This is a genomic window from Chitinophaga deserti, assembly GCF_003149455.1.
Lineage (GTDB): Bacteria > Bacteroidota > Bacteroidia > Chitinophagales > Chitinophagaceae > Chitinophaga > Chitinophaga deserti.
Window position 1 is genome coordinate 600,124 of the sequence record NZ_QFFK01000003.1, and the last position, 25,338, is coordinate 625,461.

Annotated in this window: 19 protein-coding genes; 6 read left to right on the forward strand and 13 right to left on the reverse strand. The window is 49.8% G+C overall.

Annotated elements, in window-relative coordinates:
• Positions 1 to 3 precede the first annotated feature (3 nt).
• The 6 genes from DEV76_RS09645 to DEV76_RS09670 all read right to left on the reverse strand — a co-directional run bounded on the left by DEV76_RS09645 (position 4) and on the right by DEV76_RS09670 (position 11,199).
• Positions 4 to 1,953 carry a tetratricopeptide repeat-containing sensor histidine kinase gene (locus DEV76_RS09645; RefSeq protein WP_109697664.1) on the reverse strand — a complete coding sequence of 650 codons (1,950 nt, stop codon included), beginning with the start codon at positions 1,951 to 1,953 and terminating at the stop codon, positions 4 to 6.
• 573 nt (positions 1,954 to 2,526) lie between these two features.
• Positions 2,527 to 3,216 (reverse strand): (d)CMP kinase, encoded by a 690-nt coding sequence (gene cmk / locus DEV76_RS09650; RefSeq protein ID WP_109697665.1) that lies wholly within the window; start codon positions 3,214 to 3,216, stop codon positions 2,527 to 2,529.
• 88 nt (positions 3,217 to 3,304) lie between these two features.
• Positions 3,305 to 4,897, reverse strand: a complete 1,593-nt coding sequence (locus tag DEV76_RS09655; RefSeq protein WP_109697666.1) for a T9SS type A sorting domain-containing protein — start codon at positions 4,895 to 4,897, stop codon at positions 3,305 to 3,307.
• A gap of 13 nt (positions 4,898 to 4,910) precedes the next feature.
• Positions 4,911 to 6,521 carry a hypothetical protein gene (locus DEV76_RS09660; protein ID WP_109697667.1) on the reverse strand — a complete coding sequence of 537 codons (1,611 nt, stop codon included), beginning with the start codon at positions 6,519 to 6,521 and terminating at the stop codon, positions 4,911 to 4,913.
• Between the two features lie 65 nt (positions 6,522 to 6,586).
• Positions 6,587 to 8,389 carry a hypothetical protein gene (locus DEV76_RS09665; protein WP_109697668.1) on the reverse strand — a complete coding sequence of 601 codons (1,803 nt, stop codon included), beginning with the start codon at positions 8,387 to 8,389 and terminating at the stop codon, positions 6,587 to 6,589.
• Between the two features lie 278 nt (positions 8,390 to 8,667).
• On the reverse strand, positions 8,668 to 11,199 hold the full coding sequence (locus DEV76_RS09670; RefSeq protein ID WP_109697669.1) for an ATP-dependent Clp protease ATP-binding subunit: 2,532 nt from the start codon (positions 11,197 to 11,199) through the stop codon (positions 8,668 to 8,670).
• Positions 11,200 to 11,456: 257 nt separating this feature from the next.
• Here DEV76_RS09670 and DEV76_RS09675 point away from each other — a divergent pair, with 257 nt between their 5' ends.
• From DEV76_RS09675 to DEV76_RS09685, 3 genes are all read left to right on the forward strand, one after another.
• Positions 11,457 to 11,831, forward strand: a complete 375-nt coding sequence (locus tag DEV76_RS09675) for a hypothetical protein (RefSeq protein ID WP_157962798.1) — start codon at positions 11,457 to 11,459, stop codon at positions 11,829 to 11,831.
• Positions 11,832 to 11,848: 17 nt separating this feature from the next.
• Complete coding sequence (locus tag DEV76_RS09680; RefSeq protein ID WP_109697671.1) at positions 11,849 to 12,757, forward strand: ribonuclease Z; 909 nt, start codon at positions 11,849 to 11,851, stop codon at positions 12,755 to 12,757.
• A 111-nt stretch (positions 12,758 to 12,868) separates the two neighbouring features.
• The gene (locus DEV76_RS09685; RefSeq protein WP_157962799.1) at positions 12,869 to 13,690 is read left to right on the forward strand and encodes a DUF3575 domain-containing protein; all 822 of its coding nucleotides are present in this window, start codon (positions 12,869 to 12,871) and stop codon (positions 13,688 to 13,690) included.
• 534 nt (positions 13,691 to 14,224) lie between these two features.
• Here DEV76_RS09685 and dapA read toward each other — a convergent pair.
• The 7 genes from dapA to DEV76_RS09720 all read right to left on the reverse strand — a co-directional run bounded on the left by dapA (position 14,225) and on the right by DEV76_RS09720 (position 21,057).
• Positions 14,225 to 15,106: a 4-hydroxy-tetrahydrodipicolinate synthase gene (dapA, locus tag DEV76_RS09690; protein ID WP_109697673.1), complete on the reverse strand. Its 882-nt coding sequence runs from the start codon at positions 15,104 to 15,106 to the stop codon at positions 14,225 to 14,227.
• Positions 15,107 to 15,198: 92 nt separating this feature from the next.
• Positions 15,199 to 16,152 carry an acetyl-CoA carboxylase carboxyltransferase subunit alpha gene (locus tag DEV76_RS09695; protein ID WP_109697674.1) on the reverse strand — a complete coding sequence of 318 codons (954 nt, stop codon included), beginning with the start codon at positions 16,150 to 16,152 and terminating at the stop codon, positions 15,199 to 15,201.
• A gap of 148 nt (positions 16,153 to 16,300) precedes the next feature.
• The gene (locus DEV76_RS09700; protein ID WP_109697675.1) at positions 16,301 to 16,924 is read right to left on the reverse strand and encodes an SGNH/GDSL hydrolase family protein; all 624 of its coding nucleotides are present in this window, start codon (positions 16,922 to 16,924) and stop codon (positions 16,301 to 16,303) included.
• The gene (kynU, locus tag DEV76_RS09705) at positions 16,921 to 18,183 is read right to left on the reverse strand and encodes a kynureninase (protein WP_109697676.1); all 1,263 of its coding nucleotides are present in this window, start codon (positions 18,181 to 18,183) and stop codon (positions 16,921 to 16,923) included. The genes DEV76_RS09700 and kynU overlap by 4 nt, the downstream gene beginning before the upstream one ends.
• 30 nt (positions 18,184 to 18,213) lie before the next feature.
• Positions 18,214 to 19,518 carry a hypothetical protein gene (locus DEV76_RS09710; protein ID WP_109697677.1) on the reverse strand — a complete coding sequence of 435 codons (1,305 nt, stop codon included), beginning with the start codon at positions 19,516 to 19,518 and terminating at the stop codon, positions 18,214 to 18,216.
• A gap of 61 nt (positions 19,519 to 19,579) precedes the next feature.
• A complete protein-coding gene (locus DEV76_RS09715; protein ID WP_109697678.1) occupies positions 19,580 to 20,425 on the reverse strand; it encodes an acyl-CoA thioester hydrolase/BAAT C-terminal domain-containing protein in 846 nt (281 codons plus the stop codon).
• A 68-nt stretch (positions 20,426 to 20,493) separates the two neighbouring features.
• Positions 20,494 to 21,057, reverse strand: coding sequence for a Crp/Fnr family transcriptional regulator (locus DEV76_RS09720; RefSeq protein WP_157962801.1), 564 nt, complete (start codon positions 21,055 to 21,057; stop codon positions 20,494 to 20,496).
• Between the two features lie 650 nt (positions 21,058 to 21,707).
• On the opposite strand from DEV76_RS09720, the gene ric reads away from it, so the two are divergent.
• The 3 genes from ric to nosZ all read left to right on the forward strand — a co-directional run bounded on the left by ric (position 21,708) and on the right by nosZ (position 25,285).
• Complete coding sequence (ric, locus tag DEV76_RS09730) at positions 21,708 to 22,451, forward strand: iron-sulfur cluster repair di-iron protein (RefSeq protein WP_109697681.1); 744 nt, start codon at positions 21,708 to 21,710, stop codon at positions 22,449 to 22,451.
• A 324-nt stretch (positions 22,452 to 22,775) separates the two neighbouring features.
• Entirely contained in the window at positions 22,776 to 23,276 is a 501-nt protein-coding gene (locus tag DEV76_RS09735) for a cytochrome c (protein WP_109697682.1), read from the forward strand.
• Between the two features lie 29 nt (positions 23,277 to 23,305).
• Positions 23,306 to 25,285, forward strand: coding sequence for a Sec-dependent nitrous-oxide reductase (gene nosZ / locus DEV76_RS09740; RefSeq protein WP_109697683.1), 1,980 nt, complete (start codon positions 23,306 to 23,308; stop codon positions 25,283 to 25,285).
• Positions 25,286 to 25,338 lie beyond the last annotated feature (53 nt).

Sequence of the window (25,338 nt, forward strand, 5' to 3'; positions counted from 1 at the left end):
CTTTTAAAATAAAAACTCAGCCGGCAGTACGATGCGTACTTTCGTTCCTGCGGCTTCGCCTTCCGGCCCGTGGAGGTCGGTGATCTCTACATTGGCGTCTTTCGTATTATTGATTTTACGGATCAGCGCAATCCTTCCTTCCGTTACTTTCATACCCATGGAATTGTGCAGCCGGTCTTTCTTTTCCCTGATTTCCATCGCCAGCTTCCGCCCTATCCCGTTATCGGTTACCGTCACCTCGAGGATTCTTCCGGAAAGGGTAACCGTAATATCGAGCTTTCCTTTCTCTTTCCTGTGAACGAGGCCGTGCCAGATAGCGTTTTCCACATACGGCTGGATGATCATAGGCGGGATAAGTACTTCCTCTTCATTGATCTCATCATCTACAATGATTTGATAATCAAACATATGATTGCAGCGTAGCGCCTCCAGATCGAGGTACAGCCGCAAAGAATCCAGTTCCTTATTCAGCGGGATAAAAGTATGCTGGCTATTATCCAGGATCATCCGCATCAGTTTGGAAAACTTCGTGAGGTACTCAGATGCTTCTTCCTGGTTATTGCTCCAGATATATCGGTGGATGGAGTTGAGGGAGTTAAAAATGAAGTGGGGGTTCATCTGCGAGCGGAGCGAGCGCAGCTCCAGCTGAAGCGTTTGCCGGTTAGCCTGCAGGTTTCGGTGGCGGATGTAAAAGAAACCGCCTACTATCAGCATGAAAAGGAATCCGGCAAGGGCAATCACCAGCGCCAGGTTACGGCGGATGCGCAGCTGGTTGATTTCCTGATCCTGCTGCAGCACTTTGATCTGGTTATCTTTCTTGTGTACTTCATGCAGCGCTTTCATCTGGGCAAACTCTGTACTGGTCCTTTCTTCAAGGATACTGTCCTTATACTGGAGGGAACGCTGTGTGTTATCGAACGACTTTTCAAAATCCCCCGACCGTTTGAAGTTGTCGGCCATGGCTTTATAGCCTTCCTGGAGGATGTAGTTGAAGGTCCATTTATGCCCGAGGTCCAGCGCCTGCTGGATGTATTTGCGGGCTTCAGGGAGCTTCCCTTCTTCATTAAGGAGCCTGCCGATAGAAATGTAGTTCTCCGCCAGGTGCACCTTATCTTCCACCTGCTCGTTGGCTTCGAGGGCTTTCTGAAGGTATACCATGGCAGCTTCCTTATTCCCTTTTTTCTGATACGCCGTGCCGAGGCAGGTATAGCAGATGGCCATACCCGTGTGGTTATTGAGCTGCTGGTTCACAGCGAGGGAGCGCTCGTAGTAATCGATGGCGCGGTCCAGCTGGTTAAGCCCTTCGTAGGCGTATCCCAGGTTACCAAGGTTAATGGCTACCCCAAGGGGGTTATTGCCTTTCTCTTCCAGTTCAAGGGCACGGGTGAATTCCCGGATGGCGGCGTCGTATTTGCCATCGGAAAGGTAAATGTTACCGATGGAATTGATGGCAACCGTGAGGGCGCGGGGCTCATTGATCTTCTCCGCGATCTTGAGCGCCTGGAAGTGGTGTTCGAAGGCTTTCTCCAGCATTTCCCGCCTGCGGTAGTCTACCCCCGCATTGTTGTGAGACACGGCTATAAGGAGCTCATTCTTGCTTTCAATGGCTGCTTTGAGTGCCTGCTCGTGGTATTCGGTGGCCAGGATGTACTGGGATTTGTTGCGGCGGGAGGTGCCGATGTCGTTATAGGCTTCCGCACGGCCTTTCGGGTAACGGAGGCGGCCTGACAGTGCCAGGGCTTCCTGCAGAAAGGGGTTCTCTCTCCCGCTTTTATCGAAATACCGGTACAAACCCCGTGATTTGGAGAGGTATGCATTTACTTTAGCTGTATCGTCGGGGAGGGCCCGGATGGAATCCAGGGTGCGGAAAACCCGCACGGAATCCTGTGCAGATGCACATACCATGAAGAATAACTGCAGCGAGAGCAGGAAAATGGACCTTCTTAGAAACATGCGTTAATGGAGCAAACAGCTTCCACAAGTTAAAATAAAAGTGTGAAACGGCGTTATCCGGGGTTAAATGATGAAGGGGCGAAAGAATTCGCCCCTTTCCTATTAACCGAATACACCTACTGAAAATATGAAACGGGGCGGTTTACGCCGCCGGATCACATTGCGTTTGCAAGCTCGCCAGCCGGTGTGGCATGGCGGTGCGTAATATATTTCAGAGTTCATTGTTATACGGTTAATAGATTGGTCTTTTAACTGGATGCAGTCCGGATATGGCTCAAAGCCTTTGGACAATCACAAAAACCGCTGATTGCTGCAGATGGCAGGTTGCCGGCGGCGCAGCGCGGCGTCCGGGAACATGTGTCAACAAGTTGACTGGCAACAAAGTAGCAGGTTTTTTTCCAGGAATAAGTCACAGGTCCAAAAATATCGGGGCGGCATGTAACACACATGTTTCCCTATTGGGAAAATCTACGCCAAGACCAATAAATAATGCAGGAATTTCGGAGGATGAGGCTAATGAGGTATAGTATAGTACCCTAAAGGTAATAACGTTTTTTTGATATACAAAAAAAATCAGGACGAATGTGCCATGATTGCATCTTCCACCCACTGGCTCACCAGATCGAGCTGCTCGTCCATAGTCAGCTGGCTGTTATCGAGGATAATGGCATCGTCTGCTCTGCGGAGGGGGCTAACTTCACGGTTGGAGTCGATATAATCGCGGAGTTCGAGGTTTTCCTTCACCTCATGTAGGGTAATATTGGGGTTCTTGGCATACAGTTCCTTGAAGCGGCGCTGTACACGTATGGCAGGATCTGCCGTCATAAATATCTTCAGTTCTGCATGGGGGAACACCACGGTTCCGATATCCCTTCCATCCATCACAATACCACGTGCATCTCCCATCTTCTGCTGCTGGGCAACGGCAAACGTACGCACTTCCCGGATAGCTGCCACTTCACTCACTTTCTCCGCTACCAGCATCTCACGGATCATTGGCTCCACGTTCTCTTCATTGAGATACATATCGCTCTGCCCTGTCAGCTGGTTGTAAACAAATTCGAGATGAATGCTGTCTAACGCGGTTTTTACCTGGTAAGGATCCGCCCAATCTATCCGGTGCTGGATAAAATACAGGGTAATAGCACGGTACATGGCACCACTATCGATATACAGATAGTTCAGCTTCGCAGCCAGTTGCTTGGCCAGCGTGCTTTTCCCGCAGGAAGAATATCCGTCTATAGTGATGATGATCTTTTTCAATGCCCGGTATTTAATTAAGCGTAGGTGTAGGTCTTGTCAGACACTGCAAATTTGCTTCAATTCCGGGAATTTACAAAGGATTTTGTTGTTACCTGTCCAGCACTATGATCTTGAAGGTGCGTACCAGCCTGCCTGTTGACCGGTCGTAGAACACGAGAACATATTGCCCCTTCGCCAGGTTATTCACATGAATCGTACGTTCTCCTTCAATGTTATACTGGTTCATCACCTGCCCTACCGAGCTTACAATCTGCATCAGGAGGTTCGACTGTACACCCCGTACCCTCACCTGGAAGGTACCGTAGTTGGGGTTGGGGAATACTTCCAGCTTAAGGAATGGCGGCACTTCACGAATCTCCGATACGCTCTCACGCCCGTTGCGGGACACTGCCCTGATGCGGTAATAACTCCAGCCATCGTAATTGTTAGGATCCACATACTTGTAATCCAGCCGCGTGTTAATATTACCGCCGGGTGCCATGGAAAACAGCTCTCCCACTTTCACAAAGCCCGTATCCTTATCCAATCGCCGCTCTATAATGAACTTCTCATTATTCAGCTCACGCGCTACCGACCACTCCAGCTGCACGAGCGATTCGTTGATGCGGTAAGCGTTAAATACAATAAAAACAGCAGGTGCATACGGCCCATACAACACAGAAGCCTTGGTAAAGTATTCGTTATTCCTGATACCGGTATTGAACCGGCGTACGTGCATGGTTGCATTTCTCAGTGTGCCCGTAGTAGTGATGTTGCCCGCAGTGGGGAAAGCTTCCGGCTCCACATAATCCCAGGCATTGTTCAGGAAGCGGGTTACGTAGGAGGTGGAACGCCAGGTGCTGTAATCACGGCCCTCGTCTTTATCCATGTGCTGGAGGGTGAGGCGCGTGTCCGCAGCATCCGTACGCCCGCGGGCAATGTTCCAGGTCTTATTCGTAAAGTCCAGTTTATTTACCGTACCCGAAATAGCATATTGATAAACACTGTCAAACACCCGGGCGCGGAAATCATCTGCCGGACCATTATACTCTACCTGGAAAGGTGCATATCCCGTCACGGATGAACCGATGGGGAATACCACCTTACCATCTGATCCTTTCACCTGCTCACGGTACAGGAAACCACCCGCAATGGCAGCCCCCGTGATAATAAAAGACCGTTCGCTATAGCCTGTAATCTGTCCGGGGTTACCATTCCCTACCACAAGGTTCCACCCGTTGAGGAACAAGTGGCCGGTAGTGAAATTAAGGGTATGGCGTATTTTAAGATCCGTGAGGTCGGACATGAGCAGCCCCAGCGGATTATTGATATCGATGTTTGGAAAAGATGCGCCCATTTTGCTCACGGCATTAAAGCCGCCGAACACCTGTTGCGAACCCTGATCGCCGTATAGTGGATTGATCCCCGTAAACCGGAAAACTCCGCCCTTGCCGGTAAGTCCGTTGGCACTTTCGTCGGGCATGGAAGCCCCGGAACCATTGTTCCATGATTTGCCGAAGAAGTTAATGACTGCATTTGGCTTTGAACCAATTGCCCCGTTGTTTAACACATTCCCATAAATACTGAAAGATTCTTCGGGATTTACCTGCAAACGCTCTCCCGGTGCGACGTACACACCCTGTTGCGCTTTCGAGAGGAAAGGCAGAAGAAGTAAAGCGATGATGGTTAAATGGCGTTTCATGGGTTCAATAGTTCTATTTGCTGATTACAATCCAGTTGGTGGCTGTAGCCTGCTGCAACATACAGAATGCACCAGTTTCTGTGGCCGACAATGTGACACTGGCAGCGCCATCAATTGTACCTCCGGAAGCATTAACCGTATAGGTACGCGCGATGCCCACCGTGGCACGTCTAACCTTGAAAATGATAATTCTTCCGATCTGATTTACACCGGTTGTTAATGTTAGCGTAAATGCGGCATCACTGATACCGGAAATTGTATAATCATTCGCCAGTATAGTATATGCACCAGTAATAGATTTGATGTTCGCAATCACCATTCCCTGCATACGCAACCTTCCTTCCACCCGCATAGAGTCTTTCACTGCCGCATCTTTCTCAAAAGTAGCTGTGCTTGTACCTCGAAGTGTTCCATCGATAGTGACAGGTCCGTGCGCACTGATATTTCCATCACCATGAAGTCGTAGTCTGGCTACATTGTTCGTACTGAATACAAGGTTCCGGTTGTTGATCATGTTAAAGTTCAAACTATCCGTTCCGATCATCTGTCCTCCGAACTGAATAGTAGCCGGGTGACTGATAAACTTCTGCCATTCCGCCACAGGGAGATTAGCCATAGAGTTTCCCCGGAAGTATGCGTTATGATCATTCAGGTTAAACTGCCCGAAGTATCCGCCGCCTACAGTTTGCAGCATCATGCTGAACCATGCGCCCTCATTGGGGATGGGGTTAGTGGGAGCTCCCAGTACGTCGGTTTGAAAAACTCCGCTGCCCTGGCTTAAGTAACCATTATAATCACGTATTACCTCACCTTCTCCGGCACCTAAGGTGGTTGCATAGTACATCGGTAACCCGCTGCGTTGCTTTCCGGTTATGATCCATTCCGCTCCATTACTGACCAGGCGTAAACTGTAGCCCGGTGCAATGGACAATGTAGGCGAGGCACTGTTCTGACCACGTACGGTATAGGCAGTGAAATTTACATTCGCCGTACCATATGCCACCACTTCAATCGCCCGTCCTTTATAAGTGGCAGGATTCTGTAGTACGAAGTTGGCAGCTGTGGTATTGTTCATAATAACCACACTGTTGGTATCTGCCATTGTAAAGTTCCCTGTTCCCACCACCACGTTGGTAGCGGTTGATCCGTTTACATGCAGGTGCGAATGCGGCAAAGTTGTGTTGATACCGATCTTACGATCGGCAGCGATGCGGGCGGCTTCAGTTCCGTTGGTTTTGAAGATGAGCGGCTGGGCATTGTTGGTACCCAAATAATGTATAGCGGGGTTGATGGATAAATTGCCGGTCGTCTGCCAACCATCGGAGTCGGTATCGCGCATTGCTTTCCATGCGCCGTTAGAGCGGATGTAAACTTTATTTTCTGTGAGATTATATACCATCATCCCCTGCGATGCAGTGTCGAGAGGTTTGGCGGTAAGCGCCATAGATGTGACGCGGGGCAGCAGCAGGCCCTTGCGGGAACTTTCAAGTTCCAGTATCGCATCTCCACGGGTAACTACGGGGTTACCACCGAGTTTAGCCTGGGCTTGTGCATCGTGCCACGAAAGAAGTGTGGCGAAGAAGAGTGATGCGGTGATGCTGCAAAGAGAGAAAGATAACTTCATAACGGCAGGATTAGATTATAAAGGAACGGCAGCGGTAGCCACCGTTCCTTTCAATCAAATATCTATTACATGATAGACCTGGCTACAGCGTGCCATTCGGTACCATCGGAAATTACAGTTACAGTTGAGTTGGGTTCACCGATCTCTACCGCAGCACGGCCACTGATGGTTCCGCCACCGGTTGCTTTAATAGCGATGATGGCAAATTCTCCGGCAACGCGCTCTACCCTTCTGATGTGGTAGATACGGTTTTTCACGGTTGAAGCAGCGGGCAGGAAGATCTCAGTGATCGGGTCTGGTGCACTACCGTCGCCGGAAGTAGCACATTTAACGATCACCATATAATCGTTCGCATCCAGCGTATAGGTGCCGATAGGCGCTACTTTGAACGGAACGGACATAGAACCGTTAAGGTTCAGTTTGGAGGTAGATACTGCACTGCCACCAATGTTCAGCGTATCATCGATGGTTTTAGTACCATTGATTGTCTGAGGCAAAGTAGTGATAATACCACCAGCAGTTGCGCTTGCATCCGGAACATTGAAAGTTACGGTATTGGGTGAAGACACAATGCTAAAGCCATCACCGGTTTTCCCTGTAGCAAAGGTTACGTTACCCGTGGTAGTTTCTGCAGTTACCGGGGTAGGTACTCCGGGGAGCGCAATACCACCGATACCTTTCAGGCCATGAGCCGGCAGCTCCAAAGTTTCCAGGTTATAGTTGTTGTCCGGGTTCAACACTGCTAAATGGTAAGTAGCAGGTGCTGCTGTGCTGTAGGCTACAGGGTTTGCAAAAGTCAGTGCAGCTTCCAGCGTAGTGTTACCTTTAAGGGTAGAAGTTCCGTTAACGGTTGTATTACCGGTAACTGTAGTATTACCTGTAATTGCCGCATCACCGGTTACATTCAGATTGTCAGCAAAGGTCTTATTGCCTTTGAACGTCTGATTCCCGATAGTAACGATACCGCCGTGTGTTTCTGAAGCTTCTACGAGGTGAAGTACCAGTTTACCTTCATCGGCACCAGTCAGGCGCTCGATATAGGCACCTTTAGCGCCACCTACTGCCCCCGTAACTACGTCACCGATTGTGATCCCGGTTGCGGAAGTAATAGTCTGCAGTTTATTCCAGTCAGCAATGGTCATAAAACCATATTGCTGTCCAACAGCACCAGTCATAACCGGAAGTTTCACATCCAGTGTTCCTGCAGGAGCAGTGGGAGGAGCTACCAGCGACGCTACCAGCGCTGTATTATCAGGGGTAACCGTCAGCGTTACATCACCTTTCAGGTTATTCAGGGCGGTTACTGAAGTCAGAGAGAGATTTTTCTTCTGGATAAGACCATCTGCACCAATCATCACCACATCATTCACGCCGACTGCAGCAACAGGAACGTTCGCGTAGGGGATGGTGATGTTACCGTTCGTAGCACTGAACTGCATTACAGGGTTGCTGTTGGCACGCAGCGACAGGGGAACGTTGCCTATGGTACCAAACCAGTCGGTAGCAGCAAGCCCGTCGTTACCATTGATTTTCCAGGGGCCGTTACCACCAGCGTCTCCGGCCATTTTGGTCCAGTTTGCATCGGTAGTACCCACTGCAGTTTTCACATAAAAACCTTCTCCTCTGGGATCAGCACCTGATTTCAGATATACCACCATACCGGGGGTAGCATTGCGATTCTTGAGGATTGTAAAACCTGCGGCATCGAGGCGGGGCAGCAAAAGGCCCTTGCGGTTACTCTCCAGTTCAAGGATGGCGTTGGCATTCACTGTTGCCGGATCTCCACCAATCTTGACCTGTGCTTTCACACTTTCGTAAGAAAGAAATAATACGAGCGTAAAGCCCGCTATACGTAGCGACTTTCTCATAGGTAAAAAGGTTAAATAAAATATACGTTTATAGAGATGAATTTGAAAAAACAAGTCCGGTAATGTGTGATACGATCCATGATAAAATGGACAAATTGCTAATCTGCCACAAACATACATATAGTTTTTGATTAATACGTTTAATCTATAATGTTTTTTATTTAATAAATATGTAATGTGAGATGAATAAATAATAGCTGGTTGATTATCAGCTTATGGCATAAAAAAAGCTGCCGGCTTGTGGCCGGCAGCTTGTATAAAGACTATTTTTTTATTCGTTAAGCTTCAGACTTTTCTGATTTGCTTTTAGAAGGATTCTTCAGGGAGAAGACCAGTTTCTGATTTTCCTTATCGAGATCCGCGATGAGGATATCCCCATTGTGGATGCTCATGTTGAGGATTTCTTCCGCCAGGGGATCTTCCAGGTATTTCTGGATGGCCCTGTGCAGCGGACGGGCACCAAACTGTTGATCATAACCTTTCTCTGCAAGGAAGCCTTTGGCTTCGTCGGTCAGTTCCAGGCTGAAGCCCAGGTTCTGCAGACGGGCCAGTACTCCTTTCATGGTGATATCAATAATGGTGTAGATATCATCTTTGCTGAGGGAGTTGAAGATGATCACATCATCGATACGGTTCAGGAACTCGGGAGAGAACGTACGTTTCAGTGCTTTTTCAATTACCGCTTTGGTGTTCTCTTCTTCATTCACCACACGGTTACCGGTAGTGAAGCCCACGCCTGCTCCGAAGTCTTTCAACTGGCGCACCCCAATATTGGAGGTCATGATAATCAGCGTGTTCTTGAAGTCTACTTTACGTCCCAGACCGTCTGTAAGGATACCGTCGTCCAGCACCTGCAGGAGGATATTATAGATATCCGGATGCGCTTTCTCGATTTCGTCGAGCAGGATCACGGAGTAAGGTTTGCGGCGCACTTTCTCAGTGAGCTGTCCGCCTTCTTCATATCCCACATATCCCGGAGGCGCACCGATCAGGCGGCTTACAGAGAATTTCTCCATGTATTCCGACATATCGATACGGATGAGCGCGTCTTCCGAATCAAACATGTAACGGGCAAGGGCTTTAGCCAGCTCGGTTTTACCGACACCGGTGGGGCCCAGGAAGATGAAGGTACCGATAGGCTTCTTCGGGTCTTTCAGGCCTACGCGGTTACGCTGGATGGCCTTGGTGACCTTGGAGATAGCTTCGGCCTGTCCTACTACGGCAGACTTCAGATCTTCGCCCATGCGGCGGAGCTTTTCGTTTTCGGCCTGCACCATCCGTTTAACGGGGATGCCGGTCATCATGCTCACCACTTCAGCGATAGCCTCTTCGTCGATCGGGTAGCGCTTATGCTTTACTTCTTCTTCCCACACGGCTTTGGCCTTTTCGAGGTCTTCACCGAGTTTCTTTTCAGTATCGCGGAGTGCTGCAGCCTCTTCGAAGCGCTGGCTTTTTACGACTTTATTCTTTTCCTGCTTGATGTCTTCGATCTGTTTTTCCAGGTCGAGGATATTTTGCGGAACGTTGATGTTTTTAAGATGGACGCGTGCGCCAACTTCATCGAGCACGTCGATGGCTTTGTCGGGCAGCAGGCGGTCGGTCATATACCGGTCGCTGAGTTTCACACATGCATCGATCGCGTCATCGGTGTAGGATACGTTGTGGTATTCTTCGTAACGCGGTTTGATGTTGTTGAGGATCTGGATGGTTTCTTCCACGGTTGGAGGATCTACCATTACCTTCTGGAACCGGCGGTCGAGCGCACCATCTTTTTCGATGTACATACGGTATTCATCCAGGGTGGATGCACCGATGCATTGGAGCTCGCCTCTTGCGAGGGCTGGTTTGAAGATATTGGAAGCGTCCAGCGAACCTGAAGCACCACCTGCGCCAACGATTGTGTGAATCTCGTCGATGAACAGGATTACATCACGGTTCTTTTCCAGCTCGTTCATGATGGCCTTCATCCTTTCCTCGAACTGGCCACGGTATTTGGTACCGGCCACGAGGGCAGCAAGGTCGAGGCTAACCACACGTTTGTCGAACAGCACGCGGGAAACTTTGCGCTGAACGATGCGGAGGGCGAGGCCTTCCACGATGGCGGTTTTACCAACACCCGGCTCACCGATAAGGATGGGGTTGTTCTTTTTACGGCGGGAAAGAATCTGCGAAACGCGTTCAATTTCCTTTTCACGGCCTACGATAGGATCGAGGCTGTTGCTTTCGGCGAGCTTCGTAATGTCGCGGCCGAAGTTATCGAGAACGGGAGTTTTCGACTTGGTATTAGTTTGCTTCTGTTTGGAAGCATAGCTTTTGCGTTCGTCTTCGAACTCCTCTTCTCCGGGGTCATCGAATTCCGCTTTCGGATCTGCAGATTTTACGAAGCCCAGTTCGTTTTTAAAAGTATCGTAGTCCACGTCAAATTGTTGAAGGATTTGCGTACAAACGTTTTCTTTATTCTTGAGGATGGATAGCATCAGGTGCTCTGTTTCCACGGTGGGACTTTTCAGTGCCTTTGCCTCCAGCACGGTTACCCGGATCACTTTCTCTGCCTGGCGGGTCAGGGGTAGACTGTTGATGTTCGCAATGTTCTTGCCCGTCTTATCTTTTATCGCCAACTCCACTTCCTTGCGTAACTCATACAGATCAACATTCAGCGCCTGTAAGATCTTTACAGCCGTTCCCTCACCCTCACGTATAATACCCAGAAGCAGGTGTTCCGTACCGATAAAATCATTACCCAAGCGTAAAGCCTCCTCCCTGCTGAACGTAATGATCTCCTTTACTTGCGGTGAAAAATTCTGATCCATTGTTTGTTGATTTTGTTAAACCCTTACGGGGGCATGCTTATACAATATTACCAAATTAAATTGGATTTAGTTTTTATCCTTGCACATTATTGGTTAAGATTTACTTTTGCGCTGAAGGGCCTTGTGTGCTGAATATATCTACGAGAAGAGGGATGTTTACGATTGTATTTTTTACTTCCCCAGTTATGTTCTTCGACGGGTTTCCTTTTTGCCGAATCCTTTTTTTTATAATGTTTTTGAATGATAACATCCGCCTTATGCAATTCAAAATTGATACCAAAGAAAAAATACTGATTTTTAGGCTGGAAGAAGCCAATCTGGATGCTAAAATGGCAGCGGAGCTTGAAAATGAAGTACTCCGCACCCCTGGCCTGGATGGTCTCAACCTCATACTGGACCTGCATTCCCTCCAATCCGCCGGCCCCGAAGCGCTCAAAGCCATATTTACAGTGTACCAGCACCGGTACGACAATGGCCTGTCTGCCGCCGTTACCGGACTTAACAAGGTTTTAACAGCCGAACTCTCCGCCCAATACCCCGAAATGCTCAACATCGTACCCACAGAGGCCGAAGCCATAGACATGGTGATGATGGAAAGCTTCGAACGCGAGCTGGACCTTGGCGATTTATAATTCACTATTTTCGGAATATGTTTGCGGTCACCATACTTGGCAATAACTCGGCCATCCCCACACCAGAGCGGCATCCCACCGCCCAGGTGCTCACCTACAACGATCAGCTCATGCTGATCGATTGTGGCGAAGGCACCCAAACCCAGCTGGCCAGATATAAAGTCCGCCGGGGTAAAATCCGCTATATTTTCATCAGCCACCTCCATGGCGACCATTATTTCGGCCTTATCGGGCTCATTAACAGCATGAGCCTCCTCGGTCGTACAGAGCCGCTCACCCTGTTTGGCCCTCCCGGCCTATGGGAAATCATCGAACTCCAGCTGCTCCATGCCGCTACCACCCTGCGGTTCGAACTGCAGTTCATCCCCCTCACGCCGGAATCCGCCGGAGTCATCCTGCGCGATAAAGACATGGAAGTTAGCTGTTTCCCTACCCGACACCGCATCCCCTGCTACGGCTTTTCTTTCAGCATTCAACGCCGCAAACGCCGGATCATCCCGGAACAGGCCCGTGCATATGAAATACCTTCCGCTTTCTTCACCCGCCTCTCCGAAGGCGACGACTATGAACGGAAAGACGGTACCATCGTACGCAACGACTGGGTAACCCTGCCTCCTCTCCGCGCCCGGAAATACGTATACTGTGCCGACAGCATTTACGACGAAGACCTCATCCCCCATATGCAGGATGCCGATATGGTTTATCACGAAACCACCTACCTCCACGACCTGGTACAGCGCGCGGCAGACCGCTTCCACAGCACCACCGTGCAGGCTGCTACCCTTGCATGTAAAGCTGCTGCCAGAAGATTGCTGATCGGGCACTTCTCATCTAAATACACTGAACTACAGCCTTTCCTCGACGAATGCATTCCCGTATTCCCCCAAACCGAACTGGCCCTGGAAGGAACCACTTATATCATCTAGATAAGCAATACATTAAAATATAATATAATGATATAGTCAATACCTAAAATGGTGTATTGCAGGGGAAATTACATGCTGGTATCTTTAAGCATTAATAATTTTTCCTATAACATGAAACACGCAGCACTAATCGTATTGTCCCTGTGCCTTGGTTCCACTGCAATGGCACAGCAGTACAGCAATGTAACCGACAGCACCGCCATCGTTGACAAGCCTCGTCAAAAAGAAGCAGGAATGTATCGCAACATTCTGAAAACCAACCTCTCCAGTATTGCACTCAACAATTACAGCCTTACCTATGAGCGCATGCTTACCCGCAAGATCTCCGCATCCCTGGGTTACCGCTACATGCCTAAAGGCGCACTTTCAAAAAGCATGCTGGGAGAGAAAGTAATGGATTATGTGAAGGAAGACGGGGATGATGACCTGCAAAACCAGCTGGACAAGCTGGAGATGAGCGGCGGCGCCCTCACTGCCGAGTTCCGCATCTACACCGGCAGCCGTCCGGGTGCTAAGGGCTTCTATGCGGGCATTTATGGCCGTTACAGCAACTTTAAGTACAATTTCCCCTACGATTTCGAGAAGCCCGATAACACCACCACCCTTGTACCCCTCAACGGTAAAAGCAGCGGTATCGGCGGCGGACTTATCCTCGGCGGACAATTCATGATCGCCAAACGTGTGGTGGTAGACCTCTACATCATCGGTGCCCATTATGGTAAAATGACCGGCAAGGTGGAAGGTCTCACCGACCTCAGTGACCTGGATGAAGCCGACCGTACGGAGCTGAAAAATGAGCTGGAAGAACTAATTGAAATCGGAGGTGAAAAAAACATCACTGCCGATGTAAGGAATGATGGTGTTAGGGCAGACATCAAAATGCCCTTCCTTGGCGTTCGCGGCCTCGGACTTACCATAGGTTTCGCCTTTTGATCAGCACTTACCTGTAAAACCCTATACCTCCCGGGCCATCTCGCATAAAGAGATGGCCCTTTTTAATATTTTAACAGCAATTATCACCAACCAAACTATTTCATGCCAAAATAGCATGATTTTTATGCAGACAACTGCTACCGGCTTATACATTTACACAGTTTGGGAGACAGTGCCCCTAATCGCGCACTAATCGCCTTGTAATCGTACTCTAATCGCGCTGTAATCGCACTGCAACAGCGCGCTAATCGCGCTGTAATCGCGCTGTAATCGTACTGTTACCGTACTGTAATAGCGCTGTAATTGTACTGTAACCGTATTAAAACAGCATTAATGTGGTAATCCTGTAGTATTGGCTTAGCCAGTATATAGCATTGTTACAGTAATAAATCCATTCTATTGCCATTGGGGATGATGGGAGAGCTTTTTTAGTACCGGTAACAAAACGTTAGTTGGGATAACCGACATAAAAAAAGCTGACGGCCGGCACATTGCCAGGCGTCAGCTTTTTTGTGTTATCCGGTAGCCGGAATATTACAAGGTGGAAATATATGTTTTAATCTGCTGTTGCAGTCCGTCTGTTACGGGTAATACCGGCAGGCGGAATACATTTTCAACGATACCGGCTTCGTGCAGGAATGCTTTGATGCCGGCAGGGTTGTTTTCCGCAAACATGAGATCGAAGCCCTGGAGCATGCGGTAATGCAGGCTCCGTGCGGTTACAAAGTCACCCGCGAGGGCGGCTTTCACCATGGCAGGGAAATCTTTCGCGAAATAGTTGGCAGCAACGGAGATCACACCATCCATCCCACAGGCAAGCTGCGGCATGGCAACGCCATCATCGCCACTGATAACGAGGAAACCTTCCGGCTTATCCCGGATGATTTGCATACACTGCGCCATATCGCCCGAAGCTTCCTTCATGGCGGCGATATTCTCCACTTCATGCGCCAGGCGCAGGGTGGTTTCTGCCGTCATATTGCGCCCGGTACGGCCTGGTACATTGTACAGAATGATGGGTTTGGGAGATGCGGCGGCAATGGCCTTATAGTGCTGGAAGATGCCTTCCTGTGTAGGTTTGCTGTAATAAGGAGCCACACTGAGAACGGCAGCCGCTTCGTCGAGCGGGCAGCTTTCCAGCCGCTTCACCACATCGCGGGTATCGTAATCCCCTACTCCTACTACCACCGGTACCCGCTTATTCACCTTCTCAAAAGTGAACTTTATCAGGTCCAGCTTCTCTTCGGAAGTAAGCGTAGGTGTTTCGCCGGTTGTACCGAGCGTTACAACGTAATCTACGCCGCCGGTAATCACATGATCGATGAGCCTTTCGAGGGCGTTCCAGTCAATCGCTTCGTTGGTGGCAAAGGGCGTCACCAATGCCACGCCGGTGCCCCTTAATTGTTCCTGTAACATATATCAAATGGTCAATGGCCGCAATGCTGCCTTAAAAATGCAAAGATTGTCAATTGAATTGATTCCCGCAATACGGCCAGCCTGTTTTTTGGCTAGCGCTCTTCAAAAAAGCCCATATTGGAGAATTTATCAATCCGTTGTTCGATACGCGTATCCGGATCAATCTTCTTCAGCTCGGCAAGTGTTTCCTTTAACCGCGCTTTCAGAATGGCTGCCATTTCTTCGTGATTGGAATGTGCGCCGCCAATAGGTTCGGAAATCACCCCGTCTACCAGTCCGAACTGGCTCATATATCCTGAAGTCAGTTTCAGTTCTTCCGCTGCCTTCTCTTTGAAATTCCAGCTTCTCCAGAGGATGGTAGAGCAGTTTTCAGGAGAAATAACGGTATACCAGCTGTTTTCCAGCATAAAGATGCGGTCGCCGATACCGATGCCTAATGCACCGCCGGAAGCACCTTCACCGATAATCACACAGATAACGGGTACGCGGAGCTTTACCATTTCGAAAAGGTTCCGGGCAATGGCTTCGCCCTGTCCACGCTCTTCCGCTTCCAGGCCGGGATATGCACCGGGAGTATCGATCAGGGTAATAATGGGCTTATTGAAACGCTCTGCGAGCTTCATCAGGCGCAGCGCCTTACGGTAACCTTCAGGATTGGCCATACCGAAATTACGCACCTGGCGCATTTTGGTATTGATACCTTTCTGCTGGCCGATGAACATTACGGTTTCACCATCCAGATCCGCAAATCCGCCAACCATCGCCTTGTCATCCTTCACATTGCGGTCGCCATGCATCTCCACGAAGTTCTCTGTCATACGCTCGATATACTCCAGTGTGTATGGGCGTTCGGGATGACGGCTCAGCTGTACTTTCTGCCAGCTGGTTAGATTGTTATAGACCTGTTGCTTGGTGTCGTTGATTTTCTGCTCGTACTCCTTAACGGTAGCGGATACGTCCACGCCGGATTTCTCCCCGTTTTCCTTCAGTTTTTCCAGTTGTTCGTACAGATCCGCAATCGGCTTTTCAAAATCCAGAAATTGCATAAACAGTTTTAAAAAAGGTTAAAGTACTTCATAAAGATAGTAAACCCTGTATTGCACCCAATGGGCTGTTTCGTACAGGGACTTGCATAAAATGACCTTTCCGGGTGTTTGCCGGTGGGTCAGGGGTGCAAATGTAGGATAATTCTCACTATATCAAAATCCCCGCCGCAGGGGCAGGGTTAAACACCGCCGCCAGTTTCTCCGCCCAGCCGGCGTAAATAGCCGCGGAAGGATGCAGTTTATCTTCCACCACACCTTCCGGCCGACCTCCCGTAAGCCGGTATGTTTCAGTGATATTTATGTAAGGCAGGCCCAGCTTCCCGCTGATCTCACGGTTGATGCCATTATACTCGTCTATTTGTTCGCAAATAACTGCTGTATCACGCCCGGCAGCAAAGGGGGTTACCCCCCAGTCCGGGATACTGATTACGGCAACCTTCCCGCCCTCTGCCAATGCTATAGCTTTATTTGCCAGTAGGGTAAACTCTTCTGCGTATTCGTTTTCCGGGAGCCCGCGGTATTGATTATTGACGCCGATTAACAGGGTTACGAAATCGTACCGGGGTAACAACCGGGTACGGTGTTCAAGATGTTGGATCAGCTCCCCGGTGGTCCACCCGGTTTGGGCCACAATTTCCGGTGCATTGATCTGCATGCCGCCGGCACGAAGGAGTTGCAGGGTTTGATAAGGGTAGCTGTCGTACAGCTGAACGCCTTCCCCAATGGTATAAGAATCGCCAAGAGCGAGCCAGTTTTTAGTCAGAGCGGTCATGCTAAAGTTTTTAATACGTCGTGGAATCGCAGCACATCGGAATAAGAGCAATACAAAGGCGCCGGTGCAAGGCGGATAACGCCGGGCTCGCGGTAATCGCAGATGATACCGCTTTCCATCATACGGGTATGAATGGCTTTACCATCTTTCGGGAAGAAGAGTGATAACTGCGCTCCGCGCTCCTCCGGGTTACGCGGCGTAATGATCTCACAGGGCAGTGATGTTTGCCCTAACAGGAATTCGAGATAAGCGGTAAGATCCAGGCTCTTTTTACGAAGTGCGCCTAATCCTGCTTCTTTAAACATTTCAAGAGAAGCTTTCAGCGCTACCATGTTAAAGACCTGCGCAGTGCTGATCTGCCATCCTGCAGCACCAGCCTTCGGGATAAAACCTTTTTCCATGCGGAAACGCGTCTTCTCATCATTACCCCACCAGCCACCAAGCCGCGGAAAGGCAGGATCGTTTCCATGCTTTTCATGCACAAAAAGGCCGCCTGCCGCACCTGGCCCGCCATTCAGGTATTTATAGGAGCACCATACAGCAAAGTCCACCTTCCAGTCGTGGAGCTGCAATGGAATATTACCAGCCACATGTGCCAGATCCCAGCCTGCATAAGCACCCGTTTTATGTGCGGCGGCTGTGATTGCGGGCATATCGTAAAATTGTCCTGTATAATAATTGATCCCGCCCATGAGTACGAGCGCCAGACTGTTGCCTTGCTGTGCGATCACATCGGTAATATCCTCTGTCCGCAACAGCTTCTCCCCTTCGCGGGGCTTCACTTCAACCAGTGCATCATCCGGATCAAAACCATGGAGGCGCACCAGTGTTTCTAGTGCATATTGGTCGGAAGGGAAGGCCCCGGCTTCCATAACGATGCGGTAACGCTCTTTGGTGGGCCGGTAAAAGCTCTGGAGGATGAGATGCAGGTTTACGGTGAGGGTGTTCATGACGGTAACCTCGTCGGGAGAGCTGCCCATCATTTCCCCCAGCGTTTCGCTGAAATTATATTGATAGAAAAGCCAGGGGTTCTTTGCGCGGAAATATCCTTCCACGGCCATGTTCTGCCAGTCTTCCAGCTCCTGCTGAATAGCGGCGGCAACAGAGCGGGGCTGCAGGCCGAGGGAGTTTCCACAAAAATAAATAGCGTCTTTCCCCGCGTGTTGCGGGAAGTGGAATCGGGATTTAAAGCCGGCCAGCCCGTCTTGCTGGTCACGGGCGGTGGCGAATGCGATGGTTGGTTCAAATGCGGTATTCATGACAGCAATATAACGAAAAACCCATCGCGGTCATCTGTTGTATGCCCTGATCACAAACCCTGCCGTATCGGCCTTCACTGCATGCATCTGGCGGTTCAGTTCGGTTACCACTTTACGGAAAAGACTTTCCGAAATGCCGTCTTTCTCCCGTCCGGTAAGGTATACCCTGAAGGACGGGCGGTGGCGTACCTGCGCCAGCATCATGTTCATGCCCGGGAACGTTTCTGAAACGGGGCTGCGGATATTAAGCGTATCATACAAAGGGATAGCCGTAAATACATCGAACACAGGTAATGCGGAAGAGTCGGTCACTTCCCCACGCCGCATACCTGCCGGCACAATGCGCTGTTCAGGATCGTAGAATCGGATGAAGAGCCTGATGGCGGCACTATCGTTCAGGTTAAGGATACTTTCACGCATCGGGCTTATCGTTTCATCCCCTGCCACAATTACAGTCCGTATTTCGAAAGAATCCGGATGTTCAATGAAAGCCTGCAGTTCACTATTCGCGTTGGTATGTTGAAAAGCACGGATACCGGTGGGGTTGCTGTCGTCTATATCAGGCAGCAACTCTGCACGGGCGGCAGTATCGTTGGTATAAAGGAAATAAGCGCCCTGCGTTTTGAGGTATTCCTGCATCACTGCCTTTGCGGATTCAATATTATCCTCATACCGCAATTCACTCTGCTGAGCCATTTTCGCGAAATCAGGTTCATTTTTACCAAACCATTCTTTGCCACAGGTTTTGAAAAGTGCTATCACGGCAAATGCCAGTCCTACCGGAACCGCCCACACGGCTTTACTGTTTCCGGATGCTACTTTACGCAGTTGCTCCGCCGGATCAGGGGTTTCGCTCACTGATTCAGTGGCGGGTTGATATGGATGATTGCGCTTCGCCGCCCAGGCATCCATCCGGGCAGACAGATCGTTGGTAAAGCGCATAAACGTTTCCGCATCGGCAACAGAATTATATACGCTGCCTTTTATGGTGATCCGCCACGTCAGCTTCCTGCCCGAATGCAGGGTAATCCGCATAGATGGCGGTTCCATGGAGAGTGAGCGGCCGGTTACACTTTTAATTTCATCAAACTCAACCCGCCCGAAAAATGCGGAAGTAAAGCTGTTCCTGTCCAGTGTAATTTCATCGTTAGCCTTGCCCCTGGTGAAGAGGAAATAAAAACCGATAGCTATAGACAATAACAAGCCGGTAATCAGTACACCAGCTGAGGTAACAGCAAACCATATAAAAAGGAATACTACAAGGACCGGCGCAAGTACCACCAGCCACAGATATCGCATGGCTTTAGGGTGCTGAAATCTAAAAGTGTATATCATATCTACGGGTTACAAAGGCCACAAAGTAAGGCATAATATCCGGATTTGCAGCGCTTTACAATTATTCTGACCCTGTACGGAAATGTTGCCGGAGAAATACCATCACCTCATCGAAGTGCTTTATTGGTTCAGCATGACCGCCTTCATATATAAGGTGCTGGTGCGGGTATGCAAAACCCGCCTTCTCCATCCGTGCCATCATCTTCTCTCCCATCTCCACTGCCGGAATTATTTCATCTCCTTTTGCCGACATCAGCAGTACGGCACCCCGGATACGTTCCACAGGGATGAGCGAGCGGCGTTCTGCAGCGGTATCTGTAAGCATGGCTTCAAAGGTTTTACGCAGGTTACGCTGCATAAGAAATGGTACGGCTGCATCATTTACCGGTATAAAGGGAAGTTCAGCTCCACTTTTGGTCCAGCAGGAGGTGGTAAACTCCTGTGTATGCCCGGGGAACACGGCATGACTGGCAGAAAGCCCCACAACGCAATTGATATCCGGATAATAGCTACCCAGCAGCAGTGCCAGATCGCCCCCGCGGGAACCTCCAATTACCGCGACCCGCATATTTTGCAAACCGAGTTTCGTCTTTGCCGCTACTATGGCGGCATACACGTCATCGATCGCTATTTTATCCAGCAGCTTTGGGGTGTCTTTACAACCGAAATACCCTACCGCAAGGAAAGCATACCCTTCCGCCAAGAACTGTTCCCGCACCGCTTTCCACCGGCCGGAAGCCCAGGCATTGCCCCCTTCGGAACCACCCAGTCCTACCACCAGCAAGGGCTGCTTTGCGGCAGCATGGTAGAGGATGGCATGGGTATTAGGGGAAGTAAGTGTATCCTGCCCGGAAGCAATGAAAGGGATCAAAAAAAGTGATAATGGAAAAAGAAGGAGACGCATCATAACAGGGTGTGTTTTGATTGTAAAAGTGCGCTGTCTGCTCCGGTTAAAATTTGATCTGGATCAAATAATCACTTCCCGGCCCGTAACCGGCTCAGGGTTTCCTGCGTAATGCCGAGATAGGATGCTACCATTCCGAGGGGGATGCGGTGATGAATACCTTCATAGGTTTGCAGGAAATGGTCGTATTTCTCTTTGGCAGAGGTAAACCGCAGAGAGGCAATCCTTTCCATCAGGTGACCGAAAACCGTGCCCATACTCAGCCGGGCATAGCGCTCCATTTCAGGGAAGCGGTCGAACAGGGAGACCAGATCGCGGGCCGAAATAGCCATGGCGTCGGTAGGCTCGATGGCATCGAGGTAATATTCACCTGGCTGCTGGGTGTAAAAGCTTTTGGGTGAGTTGCACCATTCTTCCTCGGCTGAAAAGAAGTCAGTAATCTCCTTCCCGTCTTTCAGGAAATAGGCCCTTAGCATACCCTCTATGATGAAATAACTCCGGGTGCAGGTCCTTTCCGCATCCAGCACCAGTTCCCCTTTGCTGAAATGTACCGGCTCTAGCACGGCTGCCAGTTCTGCCTTAAGGGTATCGCTGAGGGTGATGTATCGGGAGAAATGAGCGAATACGGTATCCAAGGAGGTAAGGTTTATAGGTTGCTTCCCGAATATAGGATTTCCTGTGGAGTTGTGACCTAAGTCACAGCATCTCCCAAACAGGGAACGGATATTTGCAACATGAAAAGGTTATTTTCACAATGGACAGCCGGCAGGCTCATAAGACTGGGCGCCGGGTTGACCATGTTTACTTACAGTATGCTTATGAAAGAATGGCCTCTGGCAATATTTGGCGGGGCGTTCGCACTGATGGCACTGCTGAATGCCAGCCCCTGCGCTTCGGGAAATTGTCCCGTTCCGCAGAACAGGCACAGGAAGTTGCCGATTTGGTGACAAGACTAAAAAGCCGCCTCATGTTACGAGGCGGCTTTTCTTTTTAAGGCCTTCCCCACCCGCCTTCCCCTTCCCCCTATTGAATCCGCTTACTCAATACGCAGCCCACACACTCATATACAATTAATTATCAACGATTTGACATAAAACATAAAGGAAGGTTTTTATATAAACCAGCGTAGGTTATGTGCCATACCTGAGGAGCCTGAGCAAAGTCATACTTAAATAAGGACTATTTTATCCTTTTTAATCTAAATATCACTTAGCTTTGCGGTGTTTCTCAATTCCCCATTAAAGACATTTTTGTATTTAATTATAACAACGCTAAAAACAACATCATGGAAAACTTAGAAAAAGCAGTTATCGGGCAGCTGGTATCAGACAATTACCGCACCGCTGCCGTATTCAGGAAACACCGTATTGATTTCTGCTGCAATGGCAACCGGACGGTGGAAGAAGCCTGTTCCCAGAAGAAAATCGACCTGTCTACAGTAACCGGTGAACTGGAAACCGTCCTCGAAACCAAACCCGAAGAAGGGACAGATTTCAATACCTGGCAGCCCGATGTACTGGCAATCCATATCGTAGACAGGCATCATAGCTATGTAGCCACTCAGATCCCCGTTCTGCAGGCATACCTCCACAAACTGGCTAACGTGCATGGTTCATCTCACCCTGAACTGATCGAAATATACTCCCTGTTTAATGGATGTGCGGCAGAGCTGACTGCCCACATGAAAAAAGAGGAGACCAATCTGTTTCCCTATATCCGGCAAATGGTAGTGGCAAAGGAGAATGACACCAAACCACACGCCCCTTCTTTCTCAGAGGTATCCAATCCCATAACTGCCATGATGCAGGAACACGACCAGGAAGGCGAGCGCTTCCGTAAGATACAGGCCCTGAGTGATGATTACACGGTACCTCCAGAAGGCTGTAACACTTACCGCGTAACGTATGCCCTGCTGAAAGAGTTCCAGGACGACCTTCACCTCCACATCCACCTCGAGAACAACATACTATTTCCCAAAGCGGCGGCACTGGAAAGCAGCTTTTCAAATACGGAAGCAGCTGCACTTTAAGTAGCTGACAGTAAAATACAGTTAATAAAAACGCAGCCAGGCAGGCACCATGTAACCACGCAGTAAATAACCTTAGCTCAGCCTGAGGCAGCATCAGACAGCATCATTTACAGACGCCGGTTACATTCCGGGATAATCTCCCCCATTCACTACATTCTTTAAGATCCAACGTGGGATTACCACGCCAGCGGCACCACAAGCGCCGGGCTGCTGCTATTGCCAGCACCCACCAATAACCGCTGTTGTTTACTGTCATCAATACCCATGACGGTGGTCATGAAGGATCCATACACTGAAATAGAACTTTGATCTAAATAAAACAATATGAAAAATCTCAGGCACCTCTTCATTTTCGCCCTGGCCACTTCTATCGCAGTGGCGGGTTGCGGTGGCGGACAGGAAAAAACCGGTGATGAAAAGACGCCGGCATCCGAAACACCAGCAGACAACAGCCTTGTTGCAGATAAACCTGCCGGTGCTGTTGACCCTAAAGGCATCGGTAAGTTCAAAACCGTTGAACTGACACACCCGCTCGACGAAGCCATGGTTAAGAAAGGACAGGAAATTTCTGAAGTGAAATGTACATCCTGCCATAAACTGACGGAAGAAAAGCTGGTAGGGCCCGGCTGGAAAGGTGTTACCGACCGCAGAACTCCCGAATGGATCATGAACTTCGTGACCAATGTGGATGAAATGCTGGACAAAGACCCCGAAGCCCAGGCAATGCTCGAACTGTGTATGGTAAGGATGCCCAACCAGAATCTGAAAGATGAAGAAGCAAGGGCTGTTCTTGAATACATGCGCAAAATCGATGGTAAAAACTAAGCATATTCATTCCCGTTAATACACTTTGCATGAAAATTTCTCACTTACTCCTGACGGCTACCGTAGCGCTTGCCGTGCAGAGTTGCAAGATGAAGAGCACCGAATCGGCTGTAGGCGGCGACGCTGCTGCGCGGACGTACGTTGCTCCAGGCAAATACGATGAGCTTTACAACTTCGTTTCAGGTGGTTTCAGCGGACAGGTAGCCGTTTACGGCATCCCCTCCGGCAGACTGTTAAAAGTACTGCCCGTGTTCTCTGTAAACCCTGAAAACGGTTATGGCTACAGCGAAGAAACCAAGGCTATGCTCAACACTTCTCACGGTTTCGTACCCTGGGACGACCAGCACCACCTTGCACTTTCCCAGACAAACGGTGAGCACGACGGCCGCTGGCTTTTTGCCAACGCCAACAACTCTCCCCGTGTAGCCCGCATCGATCTGAAGGCGTTCAAGACCATGGAGATCATCGAACTGCCCAACAGTGGCGGTAACCACTCCTCTCCTTTCCTTACCGAAAACACCGAGTACGTGATCGCCGGCACCCGCTTCGCGATTCCTGTAGGCAACCAGGAATCTGCGCTGGACAACGAATCTTTTAAAAAGAACTTTAAAAGCACCGCGTCCTTCATCGGTATCGACAAAAACACCGGTAAAATGGATGTATCCTTCCAGATCATCCTCCCCGGTATGGACCTCGACCTGAGCCGCGCCGGTAAAGGCCCGTCTCACGGATGGTTCTTCTTCTCCACCTACAACACCGAACAGGCCAGCACCCTGCTGGAGGTGAATGCTTCCCAGAAAGACAAAGACTTCATCGTTGCCGTTAACTGGAAAAAAGCAGAAGAGTATGTGAAAGCCGGTAAAGCCAAAAAGATGGCTACCGAATACGTTCGCAATACCTTCCACGAAGAAACCCACTCCGCTACCACCGAAGTCATCAAAGAAGTGCTGACGCTTGACCCTACGGAACTGAAAGACTTCGTGTACCTCATCCCCTGTCCCAAATCCCCTCACGGCTGCGATGTTGACCCTTCCGGTGAATACATCGTGGGCAGCGGTAAACTGGCAGCACTCATCCCTGTTTTCGCTTACCAGAAATTCGTGAAAGCGATCGAAGACAAGGCCTTTGAAGGTGAGTACAACGGTATCCCCGTTATCAAATATGAAGCTGCCCTCCACGGCGAAGTACAGAAACCCGGCCTCGGCCCCCTGCACACTGAGTTCGATGCTAATGGTAATGCTTACACTTCCTTCTTCGTGTCTTCCGAAATCGTGAAATGGAGCCTGAAAGATCTGAAAGTGCTCGACCGTGTGCCTACTTACTACTCCATCGGCCACCTCATGGTTCCCGGTGGCGACACCAGGAAGCCTTATGGTAAATACGTAGTGGCTTACAACAAAATCACCAAAGACCGCTTCCTGCCTACAGGTCCCGAACTGGCACAGTCTGCACAGCTCTACTCTATTGACGGAGATAAGATGCAGCTGCTGCTCGACTTCCCTACCATCGGTGAGCCTCACTATGCGCAGGCTATCCCGGCAGAAAAGATCAAAGACCAGAGTGTGAAGTTCTTTGACATCAACAAAAACAAGCACCCCTACGTAGCCGCAGGCGAAAAGGCTACCAAAGTGGAACGTAAAGGCAACGAGGTACACGTGTACATGACCGCCATCCGCTCCCACCTTACCCCTGATAATATCGAAGGCATCCAGGTGGGCGATGATGTGTACTTCCACGTAACCAACCTTGAGCAGGACTGGGACATCCCGCACGGGTTCGCTATCAAGCATGCTCCCACAGCAGAACTGCTGATCATGCCGGGCGAAACTTCTACCCTGAAGTTCTCTCCCAAAACTCCCGGTATTTATCCATTCTACTGTACCGACTTCTGCTCCGCACTCCACCAGGAGATGCAGGGCTACATGAGAGTTTCTCCCAAAGGCAGCAATGTGCCCCTGAAATGGCACACCGGCGGCGAGGATACCACCAGGGCGGTGGCAGCTAAGTAATTCTATACCCGAAGCAGTACGTCCTACGGGGCGTGCTGCTTTCTTTATTACCT